This window comes from Nocardioides sp. (assembly GCF_016462705.1).
Lineage (GTDB): Bacteria > Actinomycetota > Actinomycetes > Propionibacteriales > Nocardioidaceae > Nocardioides.
In genome coordinates, this window is record NZ_JAEMSS010000139.1 from 1 (window position 1) to 11,521 (window position 11,521).

Annotated in this window: 8 protein-coding genes; 1 reads left to right on the forward strand and 7 read right to left on the reverse strand. The window is 70.1% G+C overall.

The features are described from left to right. The 6 genes from JHD21_RS16105 to JHD21_RS16130 all read right to left on the reverse strand — a co-directional run. A partial coding sequence (locus tag JHD21_RS16105) for an ABC transporter permease (protein WP_292677264.1) occupies positions 1-856 on the reverse strand: 856 nt, incomplete at its 3' end. 186 nt (positions 857-1,042) lie between these two features. Next, positions 1,043-2,821: an ABC transporter substrate-binding protein gene (locus JHD21_RS16110; RefSeq protein ID WP_292677266.1), complete on the reverse strand. Its 1,779-nt coding sequence runs from the start codon at positions 2,819-2,821 to the stop codon at positions 1,043-1,045. 47 nt (positions 2,822-2,868) lie between these two features. Continuing rightward, positions 2,869-3,897 (reverse strand): ABC transporter permease, encoded by a 1,029-nt coding sequence (locus JHD21_RS16115; protein WP_292677268.1) that lies wholly within the window; start codon positions 3,895-3,897, stop codon positions 2,869-2,871. 181 nt (positions 3,898-4,078) lie between these two features. Continuing rightward, complete coding sequence (aspS, locus tag JHD21_RS16120; RefSeq protein ID WP_292677270.1) at positions 4,079-5,863, reverse strand: aspartate--tRNA ligase; 1,785 nt, start codon at positions 5,861-5,863, stop codon at positions 4,079-4,081. Between the two features lie 13 nt (positions 5,864-5,876). Then, the gene (gene hisS, locus JHD21_RS16125) at positions 5,877-7,241 is read right to left on the reverse strand and encodes a histidine--tRNA ligase (RefSeq protein WP_292677272.1); all 1,365 of its coding nucleotides are present in this window, start codon (positions 7,239-7,241) and stop codon (positions 5,877-5,879) included. Further along, entirely contained in the window at positions 7,238-7,921 is a 684-nt protein-coding gene (locus JHD21_RS16130) for an MBL fold metallo-hydrolase (RefSeq protein WP_292677274.1), read from the reverse strand. Before JHD21_RS16130 ends, hisS begins: the two co-directional genes overlap by 4 nt. Positions 7,922-8,013: 92 nt before the next feature. On the opposite strand from JHD21_RS16130, the gene JHD21_RS16135 reads away from it, so the two are divergent. Further along, on the forward strand, positions 8,014-9,249 hold the full coding sequence (locus JHD21_RS16135; RefSeq protein WP_292677276.1) for a DUF349 domain-containing protein: 1,236 nt from the start codon (positions 8,014-8,016) through the stop codon (positions 9,247-9,249). Positions 9,250-9,308: 59 nt separating this feature from the next. Here JHD21_RS16135 and JHD21_RS16140 read toward each other — a convergent pair whose 3' ends face one another. After that, entirely contained in the window at positions 9,309-11,489 is a 2,181-nt protein-coding gene (locus tag JHD21_RS16140) for a bifunctional (p)ppGpp synthetase/guanosine-3',5'-bis(diphosphate) 3'-pyrophosphohydrolase (protein ID WP_292677278.1), read from the reverse strand. Positions 11,490-11,521: the final 32 nt, after the last annotated feature.

The following is an 11,521-nucleotide window of genomic DNA, read 5'->3' on the forward strand; positions in this document are numbered from 1 at the left end:
CCCCCAGGGCCCACCGGCCCATGCCCTCGATGTCGAAGATGAACTCGGTGAACACCGTGCCACCCAGGAGAGTGGCGAAGTCGAGCCCGAAGATCGTGACGACCGGGATGATGGCAGCCCGGAGTGCGTGCCGGAACACCACGACGTTCTCCTTCTGCCCCTTGGCCACCGCCGTGCGGATGTAGTCCTCGCCCAGCGTCTCGACCATCTGGCCGCGCGTGTAGCGAGAGTACTGCGTGGCGTTGGTCAGGCCGAGCACCAGCCAGGGCAGCAGGAGACCACCTGCCCAGGTCGCGGGGTTGTCGAGGAACGGGCTGTACTGGGTGTCGGGGAAGATCGGATACTTCTGGGTCAGGAAGATCCAGGCGAGCAGCGCGATCAGGTAGTAGGGGATGGCCGACACCACGAGCGTGCTCGTGACCAGCGCCCGGTCGATCACGGTGCCGCGATATCGGGCCGCGAAGACGCCCGTGATGACCCCGATCGTCAGGTAGATGGCGGCGCCACCGAGCGCCAGCGACAGGGTCGCCGGGTACTTCTCCTTCAGCTCCTCGGTCACCTCCGCGTTGTTGCTGTAGGAGATGCCCAGGCACGGGGCGCTGCAGTCGAACTTGGTGGTGTCGGAGTAGGCCACCGTGCGGCCGACGAAGAGCCCCTTGGCCCACTCGCCGTAGGCGACGTGCACGGGCTTGTCCAGGCCCATCCGCCGCTCGAGCCGCTCGAGCTTCTCCGGCGTGCAGCGCTGCTGTGCCTCGCACAGCGGCTTGGCCGGGTTCTTCGGCCCGAGGAAGAAGATCCCGAAGACGATCATCGAGGTCAGGATGAGCACCAGCAGTGCCGTGAACACTCGCCTCACGATGTAACCGAACACGTTGCGAGACCTGCCCTTCTCCCGACCTCAGTGGACCACGGGACGGTCGTCCCTAGGAAGTGCTCCGGCCGGCGCGGGTCGGTGGACCCGCCCCGGCCGGGTGAACGTCTGGCGGTCGGTGCCCGGGGAGTGCCCGGGCACCGACCTCACCTCACGGTGACTTCTGGGCGACTACTGGGTCAGCCAGACGTCCTTGAAGGTGGGCATCCCGATCGTCGGGTCGTTCGCGTGCCCGTTGACGTTGGAGCCGTGGGCCGAGATGACACCGTCGTAGGTGAGCGGGATCAGCGGGAGGTAGGTCTCGCTGATGTACTTGTCGAGCTCACCCCAGGCGTCGGCCTGGTCCTCGATCGGCAGCGCCAGGATGTCGTCGATCCGCTGGTCGACCTCGGGCTCCGAGAACAGCGCGTAGTTCTGGCTGATCTGGCCCAGCGCCTCGATGTCCTCGGTCTTGTGCAGCACCGGGAACCACGAACCACCCGACGGCCAGTCCGCGCACCAGCCGGCGCTACGGATGTTGATGTCCAGGTTGGGGTTCTCCCGGTCGGTCGTCGCGTTCTCCAGCGTGGTCGGGACGGGGGTGGCCTTGAAGCCGGCCTCCTCGAGCCCCTTGACGATCGCGTCCTTGGCGTTGACCGCGTCCGGGTCGTCACTGGTGAACAGGAACTTCAGCTCGAAGCCCAGCGCACCGGCCTGCTCGAGCAGCGCCTTGGCGGCCTCCGGGTCCGGCGTGCCGGGCTCCATGCCCTCGACCACGGTGTAGTCCACGCGACCGGGGGTGCCGGGCGGCAGGAGCGCGTCGGCCGGGTAGCGGTTGACGCCCTCGATGAGCCCCGCGGCCTTGATCGCCGAACGGGTCGGGTAGGCCAGCGCGATCGCCTGGCGGACGGCCAGGTCGGTGATCTTGCGCATGTCCGCCGCCCAGTAGCGGGTGCAGGGGGTCGCGCCCGGGACCAGCCGGTCCGCGGCCTGCTCCTGGAACTTGCGGTAGTCCGTGCCGAGGACGTCGTCGAACGTCATCGTGTTGGCGGCGTCGCCCTGGTCGTTGAGCAGCGTCTCGTCGATCCGCTCGCTCGGGACCGTGTAGTCGAACTCCCAGGCCTCGGGGTACTGCGTGCGGCCCGGGTCGGTCGCCGGGTCCCACTGGTCGTTGCGGACCAGGCTCAGCGTCTTCTTGGGCGTGTAGTCGGCGATCTTGTAGGGACCGGTCGACAGCGGCTTGTTGGCGTAGGCCACCGGGTCCTCGAGCGCCGACGCCGGGAGCGGGCCGTTCGCCGGGAAGGCACCCCAGTAGGGCATGTCCGGGAACGGCGTGGCCATCGTGATCGTGATGGTGTTGCCGTCCACGGCGATGGAGTCGAGCTGGGCGCCCGGGTCGGTGTAGGGACCCTTGTAGTCAGCGCCACCCTCGAAGTACTGCTGCGAGTAGAAGCCCGGCGACTCGGGGAAGGTCTCGAGGTCCATGGAGGACTCCATGCCGCGCTTGACGTCCTCGGCCGTGACCGGCGTGCCGTCCTCGTACTTCACGCCGTCCCGGATCGTGAACGTCCACTCGGTGAAGTCCTCGTTGGGCGTACCGGTGTCGGTGGCCAGGTCGGGCACCAGGATCGGCGAGCCGTCCTCGATGACGTACTGGGTCAGCGAACGGTAGAGCAGGCCGCTGCCGACGCCGTAGGTGTGCGTGTAGTAGATCTCGCTCGGGTGCATGGTCTCGTTGGGCGTGAACGAGACCACCTTGACGGTGCCACCCTCCTCGGCCCCCTCGATCTCGCGCGGCCCCTCCCGATCGGGGTCGATCGCGTCGCCGGTGTCGCCGCCCGTGGTGGTGCCGGTGGGGGCGGTGGTCCCCGGCTCGTTGTCGCCGTCGTCGTCGCCGTCCCCGCCGCAGGCGCTCAGTGCGAGCGCTCCGGCGGCGGACAAGGCCACGAGGGCTCGAGTTGTCCTTCGCATAGTGCTAGCCACCCTTTCCGTGGTGATTCCCGAACGGTGAACCTTCGTCACCGGCGAGTCTTGGGGTCGAACGCGTCGCGGACCGAGTCGCCCAGCAGGTTGAGGGCGAGCACCAGGGTCGCGATCACGGCGACGGGAGCGAACAGGTAGAGGGGGTACTCGCTGTAGTAGCCACGCGCCGCCTCGACGATCTGGCCGAGCGACGGCTCACCCGTCAGCCCGATGCCGAGGAAGGACAGGCCGGCCTCGGCCGCCACGAAGGCCGGCAGACCCAGCGAGATGGCGATCACGATCGGCGCCACCAGGTTGGGCAGCAGCTCCTTGAACAGGATCCGGCTGGTCGGTGCCCCGATCACCTGCGCCGCCTGGATGAACTCCCGCTCCCGCAGGGACAGCACCTGGCCACGGATCAGGCGGGCGAGCCCCATCCAGCCGAAGATCACCAGGATCCCGATCAGGGCCAGCTTCTGCGCGTAGGCCAGGCTGTCGGCGTTCTGCCCGAACCGGTCCACCAGGATCGGGGCCACCGTGAGGGCCCCGAGGATGAAGGGGAAGGACAGGAACACGTCGATGACGAACGAGATGATCCGGTCCAGCCAGCCACGCGAGAACCCGGCGACCAGGCCGATGACGACCCCGACGACGGTGCTGACGACCGTGGCGACCGTCGCGATCAGGAGCGAGGTGCGCAGCCCGAGCAGGAGGCGGGCCAGGTTGTCGTACGCGGTGCCGGGCGCGATCCCGAGCGGGTGCTCCCACGTGAAGTCGCCCAGGGGCGGTCCGACGATCGGGAGGCCGGTGTAGTCGGTGGCCGTCACGTTGTCGAGCGCGTACGGGCCCTGGCCGGTCCCGTTGATCTGGAGCAGGTCGTTGATGAAGCTCGCGAAGACGCCGGCCAGCACCAGCAGCAGCACGACGATCCCGCAGAAGACGGCGACCGGGTCGCGCCGCAGCCGGCCGAGCGCGATCTGCAGCGGGGAGCGACCGTGGAAGTCCTTGTCCTTCTTGTCGCGGGGTCGAGGAGCCTCCTCCTCCAGCGGCGCCTGCGCCACTGATTCCGTTGCCGGAATACCCATGTCCACCTCGAGATGAGCCGTTGTGCGTCGGACGGTTCCTGCGTGTCGTACGTCGGTCGCATCGCCCCATCGGGCCGGACAACCGTGGGCGACTGTATGTGAAACAGACCGTAACGGGGGTCTCCCGGGGGTAACAATCTGGTCTCAGGGCCTCGGTCAGCGCGAGAAGCCTTGCCGTGTCTCAGTCGCTCGGCGGGACATCCTCCGCAGGGAGGGCGTCCACGCCAGCCTCCTTGCGCTGGGCGGCCGTGATCGGCGCAGGAGCGTCCGTGAGCGGGTCGACCCCGCCGCCCGACTTGGGGAACGCGATCACCTCACGGATGGAGTCGGTGCCGGCCAGCAGCGCGGTCACCCGGTCCCAGCCGAACGCGATGCCGCCGTGGGGCGGGGCGCCGAAACGGAATGCGTCGAGCAGGAACCCGAACTTCTCCTGGGCCTCCTCCTCGCCGAGGCCCATGACCGCGAAGACCCGCTTCTGGACCTCCGAGGAGTGGATACGGATCGAGCCGCCGCCGATCTCGTTGCCGTTGCAGACGATGTCGTAGGCCCACGCCAGGGCGTCACCCGGCTCGCGGTCGAACGAGGCGAGGTCCTGCGGCGAGGTGAAGGCGTGGTGGACCGCGGTCCAGGCGCCGGCACCGACCGCGACGTCGCCGGCCGCGGTCGCGTCGTCGGCCGGCTCGAAGAGCGGCGCGTCCACGACCCACAGGAAGCTCCACGCGGACTCGTCGATCAGGCCCCCGCGCCGGCCGATCTCCAGCCGGGCCGCCCCGAGCAGCGCCCGGGTGCTCTTGACGGCGCCGGCCCCGAAGAAGACGCAGTCCCCGGGCTGGGCGCCGACGTGCGCAGCCAGGCCGGCCCGCTCGTCCTCGGACAGGTTCTTGGCCACCGGTCCGCCGAGCTCGCCGTCCTCCTGGACGAGGACGTACGCGAGGCCTCGGGCCCCCCGCTGCTTGGCCCACTCCTGCCAGGCGTCCAGCTGCTTGCGCGGCTGGCTCGCGCCACCGGGCATCACCACAGCGCCGACGTACGGCGCCTGGAACACCCGGAACGGGGTGTCCTTGAAGTAGTCGGTGCACTCGACGAGCTCGAGGCCCATCCGCAGGTCCGGCTTGTCCGTGCCGTAGCGGGCCATGGCCTCGGCGTAGGTCATCCGCGGGATGGGCGTCTGGACCTCGTGGCCCACCAGGGCCCACAGCGCCACCAGGATCTCCTCGGAGACCGCGATCACGTCGTCCTGGTCGACGAAGCTCATCTCGACGTCGAGCTGGGTGAACTCCGGCTGCCGGTCGGCGCGGAAGTCCTCGTCGCGGTAGCAGCGGGCGATCTGGAAGTAGCGCTCCATGCCGGCCACCATCAGCAGCTGCTTGAAGAGCTGCGGGCTCTGCGGCAGGGCGTACCAGCTCCCGGGCTGGAGCCGGGCGGGCACCAGGAAGTCCCGCGCACCCTCGGGGGTGGACCTGGTCAGCGTGGGGGTCTCCACCTCGATGAAGCCGTGCCGGTCCAGGACGTCGCGCGCGGCCTTGTTGACCTTGCTGCGCAGCACCATCGCGGCTCGCGGCCCGGCACGGCGCAGGTCGAGGTAGCGGTGCTTGAGGCGCGCCTCCTCCCCCACCTCGCCGCCGGACGACCCCGCGTCGTCGACAGGGAACGGCAGCGGCTCCGACGAGCTGAGCACCTCGAGGTCGGTCGTGATGACCTCGACCTCGCCGGTCGGCAGGTTGGGGTTGGCGTTGCCCTCGGGGCGCAGGCTCACCTCGCCGGTCACCTTCACGCAGAACTCGCTGCGCAGCTGGTGGGCCACCGCCTCGTCGCGGACCACCACCTGCACCACGCCGCTGGCCTCGCGGAGGTCGAGGAACGCGACACCGCCGTGGTCGCGGCGGCGGGCGATCCAGCCGGCCAGCGTCACGGTCTCACCGGCGTGCTCGGCCCGCAGGCTGCCGGCGTCATGGGTGCGGATCACGGTGCTGTCCTTCTCACTGCTGGAGGACGACGTGCGGTCGCACGTCGGAGTCGGGGGGTGACCAGGTCGACGGGTCGGCGGCCACCTGGTCGCCGCTGCGGATGTCCTTGACCTCGTGGCCGCCATCATCGCCCGTCGGCGCGAACCAGACGAACGGGATTCCGCGGCGCTCGGCGGTGCGGATCTGCTTGCCGAACCGCTGGGGCGAGGCGGCCACCTCGCACGGGATGCCGCGGGCCCGCAGCGCGGACGCCACCGCGTCGCTCGCCGGCCGCGACGCCTCGTCGGCCACCGCGACCAGGACCGCGCTGGGCACCGACCGGCTGCCGCTCAGCACGCCGTCGGCGATCAGCGGGACGAGCGTGCGGGAGACGCCGAAGGAGACCCCGACGCCGGGATAGACGTTCTTGCCGTCGTCCGCCAGGGCGTCGTACCGGCCGCCGCCGCCGACCGACTTCAGGTGCTCGTACCCGCTCATGAAGATCTCGACGACGGTGCCGGTGTAGTAGTCGAGACCGCGGGCGATGCGCAGGTTGGCCTCGACCGACACCCGGTCGGTGGCCGCCGCCGCGCAGCCCTCGACGACCGCGGCGAGCTCGGTCAGACCGGCGTCGAGCAGGTCGTCCTCGACACCCAGGGCGCGCACCTGCTCGACGAACGAGGTGTCGGCCACCCGGATGGACGCCAGCTCGAGGCACCGCTCGGCCTGCTCCGCGCTGGCTCCCGCCTGGTCCGCCAGCTGCTGCGCCACGACCTCGGCCGGGAGCTTGTCGAGCTTGTCGATGACCCGGATCGCCGCCGTGACGTCGGCGATGCCGAGCCCCCGGTAGAACCCCTGGATCAGCTTGCGGTTGTTGAACTGGAACGACACCGGCGGCAGCGGCAGCGCGGCGAGCGCGTCCACCATGACCCGCATGACCTCCACGTCGTGGTGGAAGGCGAGCTCGCCCTGGCCCACGATGTCGACGTCGGCCTGGGTGAACTGGCGGTACCGGCCGATCTGGGGGCGCTCGCCACGCCACGCGGGCTGGATCTGGTAGCGCCGGAAGGGGAACTCGAGCTTGCCGGAGTTCTCCAGGACGTAGCGGGCGAACGGCACGGTGAGGTCGAAGTGCAGACCCAGGACCCGGCCGTCGAGGTCGCTGGACTCGTCCTCGGTCCCGGGATCCGACAGAGCCCGGCGCAGGACGTAGATCTCCTTGTCGATCTCGCCGCCCTTGGCCAGCCGGTCCAGCGGCTCGACCACCCGGGTCTCGATGCCGGCGAAGCCGTGCAGCTCGAAGACCCCTCGCAGGACGTCGATCGCCTGCTGCTCGACGACGCGTTCTGCGGGCAGCAGCTCAGGGAACCCGCTCAGCGGGGTGGGCTTCTGGCTCATCGGACCGGGAGGTCCTGCAGGTAGGGGTTGGTGGCCCGTTCCCGGCCGATCGAGGTCTGCTCCCCGTGCCCGGGCAGGACGACCACGTCGTCGGCGAGCGGGAGGACCTTGGTGGCCAGGCTGCGCAGCATGGTCGCGTGGTCGCCGCCGGGCAGGTCCGTGCGCCCGATCGACCCGGCGAAGAGCAGGTCCCCCGAGAACATGACCTCCGAGACGTCCTCGGCGCCGGCGTACGGCGACCGGAAGGTCACCGACCCCGCGGTGTGCCCCGGCGTGTGGTCCACGGCGAACCGCAGCCCGGCCAGCTCGAGCTCCTGGAGGTCGCCGAGCTCGCGGACGTCGTCGGGCTCCGCCCAGGAGTAGTCCCCGCCCAGCAGCATCTGTGCGGTGTCGCGCGACATCCCGGCCATCGGGTCGGAGAGCAGGTGCCGGTCGGCGGGGTGGACCCAGGCGGTGGCGTCGTAGGTCCCGGCGACCGGGGCCACGCACCACATGTGGTCGACGTGACCGTGCGTGACGAGCACCGACACCGGCTTGAGCCGGTGCTGGCGGACCACCTCGGCCACCCCCTCGGTCGCGTCCATCCCCGGGTCCACGACCACGCACTCGGTGCCGGGAGCCGTCGCGACGACGTAGCAGTTGGTGCCCCACGGTCCTGCGGGGAAGCCGGCGATCAGCACCGGCCCACCGTATCTGTGAGGAGGTCACGAGGCCGCATCGGTTTCGCACCGCCGAGTGGCCCACGGCCGGCGCTGACTATCATCACGCAGTGATGAGCCAGGGGTCGGTGCACGAATGGGGACGGGTCGACGACGACGGCACCGTCTACGTCAGGACGGCCGAGGGCGAGCGAGCCGTCGGTCAGTACCCCGCCGGGTCGCCGGAGGAGGCGATGGCCTTCTTCACCAAGCGCTACGAGGCGCTGGCCGCGGAGGTCGACCTCCTCGGCCAGCGGGTCCGCTCCGGGGTGATGTCCCCCGAGGAGGCCGCGGCGTCGGTGAAGACGGTCTCGGCGCAGGTCGCGGAGGCCAACGCGGTCGGTGACCTCGCGTCCCTCATCGGCCGCCTGGACTCCCTCGGCCCGGTCATCGCCTCCCAGCGCGAGGCCCGCAAGGCCGAGAAGGCGCAGCGCGCCGTCGAGGCCAAGGCGGCCAAGGAGAAGATCGTCGCCGAGGCCGAGAAGCTCGCGACCGGCAGCGACTGGCGGGCCGGGGCCAACCGGCTCCGCAGCCTGCTCGACGAGTGGAAGGCACTCCCCCGGATCGACCGGGCCTCCGACGACGAGCTCTGGAAGCGGTTCTCGTCGGCGCGGACGACGTACACCCGCCGACGCAAGACCCACTTCGCCGAGCAGAACGAGAAACGCGAGGCGGCCCGGGTCATCAAGGAGCGGCTGGTGAAGGAGGCCGAGGCCCTGGCCGGCTCCACCGACTGGGGCGCCACCGCCGGGAGCTACCGCGACCTGATGAGCCGGTGGAAGGCAGCGGGTGCCGCGCCGAAAGACATCGACGACGAGCTCTGGAAGCGGTTCCGCGGTGCCCAGGACACGTTCTTCGGCGCCCGGGACGCGGCCAACGCCGCCCTGGACGCCGAGTTCGCCGCCAACGCCGAGGTCAAGGAGAAGATCCTCGCCGAGGCCGAGGCGCTGCTCCCGGTCACCGACCTGGACGCCGCCAAGAGGACGCTGCGTGATCTCGCGGACCGCTGGGAGGCGGCCGGGAAGGTCCCCCGGGACCGGATGAAGGAGCTCGAGGGCCGGATGCGCGCCGTGGAGCAGGCGGTCCGGTCGATCGAGGACGAGCGCTGGCGCGCCTCCGACCCGGAGAAGTCCGCACGCGCGGACGACATGGTGTCCAAGCTCGAGGTCGCCATCGCCAAGGCCGAGGCCGACCTCGAGGAGGCCCGTGCCGCCGGCAACGACAAGCTGGTCGCCGAGCTGGAGGCCGACCTCACCTCGCGGCGGTCCTTCCTCGACATGGCCAAGCAGGTCAGCGCCGACTACAGCTAGCACCCTCGCGAGTCGGCGCTACTGCCCGTCAGCAACGCCGTCTCGGCGGCGCCGGCGTGTCACTGGGTCACGCGGTAGGCGTCGAACACGCCGGGGACCGAGCGGACCGCCTTGAGGACGTTGTCGAGGTGCTTGGCCTCGGCCATCTCGAAGGTGAACCGGGACTTGGCGACCCGGTTGCGGGTGGTCTGCAGGTTGGCGCTCAGGATGTTCACGTGCGCGTCGGACAGCACCATCGTGATGTCGGCCAGCAGCCGGGCCCGGTCGAGCGCCTCGACCTGGATGTTGACCAGGAACAACGACTGGCTGGTCGGGGCCCACTCGACCTCGAGCAGCTTCTCGGGCTGGGTGCGCAGCTCAGCGGCGTTGGTGCAGTCGGTCCGGTGGACCGAGACGCCGCCGCCCTTGGTCACGAACCCGAGGATGTCGTCGGGCGGCACCGGGGTGCAGCACTTCGCGAGCTTGACCCACACGTCCGGCGCACCCTTGACGACCACGCCCGCGTCGGAGCCGGCGCCGATCTTGCTGCGCTGGCGGCGCCCGGTGATCGTGACTGCCTCGGCGAGGTCCTCCTGGGCGCCCTCGTTGCCGCCGTGCATGTCGACGACCCGGCGTACGACGGCCTGCGCGGAGACGTTGCCCTCGCCCACCGCGGCGTAGAGCGCCGTGATGTCGGCGAGCTTGAAGTGCTCCGCGGCCTGGGTGAGCGTCTCCTGGGAGAGAAGTCGCTTGAGGGGCAGTCCCTCCTTGCGCATCAGCTTGGCGATCTGCTCCTTGCCCTGCTCGATCGCCTCGTCGCGCCGCTCCTTGGTGAACCACTGCCGGATCTTGGAGCGGGCCCGCGGTGACTTCACGAACGCGAGCCAGTCGCGGGAGGGCCCCGCGTTGGCCGACTTGGACGTGAAGACCTCGACCACGTCGCCGTTGTCCAGGGTCGACTCGAGCGGCACCAGACGGCCGTTGACCCGGGCTCCTATCGTGTGGTGCCCGACCTCGGTGTGGACGGCGTACGCGAAGTCGACGGGGGTGGCGCCGGCCGGCAGGGCGATCACGTCACCGCGCGGGGTGAAGACATAGGTCTCGGCCCGGTTGATCTCGAAGCGCAGCGACTCGAGGAACTCGCCCGGGTCCTCGACCTCGCTCTGCCAGTCGAGCAGCTGCTTGACCCAGGTCATGTCATCGACGTCACCGGCCTTGTCGGTGTCGACGCCCGCCCGGCCGTCCTCCTTGTACTTCCAGTGCGCGGCGACACCGTACTCGGCCCGGCGGTGCATGCCGAAGGTCCGGATCTGCATCTCGACCGGCTTGCCCTGCGGGCCGATGACCGTCGTGTGCAGGGACTGGTACATGTTGAACTTCGGCATCGCGACGTAGTCCTTGAACCGGCCCAGGACCGGGTTCCACCGCGAGTGCAGCACGCCCAGGACCGAGTAGCAGTCCCGGTCGTCGGCCACCAGGATGCGGATGCCGACCAGGTCGTAGATGTCGGAGAATTCGCGGCCGCCGACGATCATCTTCTGGTAGATCGAGTAGTAGTGCTTGGGCCGGCCGGTGACCGTCGCCTTGATCTTGGCCTCGCGCAGGTCCGCCTCGACGGCGGTGATGACCTCGGCGAGGAACTGGTCGCGTGACGGCGCCCGTTCCGCGACCATCCGGACGATCTCGTCGTAGATCTTGGGATGCAGCGTGGCGAACGCGAGGTCCTCGAGCTCCCACTTGATCGTGTTCATGCCCAGCCGGTGCGCCAGCGGGGCGTAGATGTCGAGGGTCTCGCGGGCGACCCGCTCCTGGGTCTCCTGCCGGACGTAGCGCAGGGTGCGCATGTTGTGCAGCCGGTCGGCGAGCTTGATCACGAGCACCCGGATGTCGCGCGACATCGCGACGATCATCTTGCGGATGGTCTCGGCCTGCGCGGAGTCGCCGTACTTGACCTTGTCGAGCTTGGTCACCCCGTCGACCAGCCGGGCGACCTCCTCACCGAAGTCCGCACGAACCTGGTCCAGGGTGTACGGCGTGTCCTCGACGGTGTCGTGCAGGAGCGCGGCGACCAGGGTGGACTCGGTCATCCCGATGTCCGCCAGGATCGTGGTCACGGCGAGCGGGTGCGTGATGTACGGGTCACCGCTCTTGCGCATCTGCGTGCCGTGCATCTCGGCCGCGGTGTTGTAGGCCCGCTCGAGCAGGGCCAGGTCCGCCTTCGGGTGGTTGGCCCGGACGGAGCGGAACAGCGAGTCCAGCACCGGGTTGCCGGCCTGCGTACGGGAGGCGACCC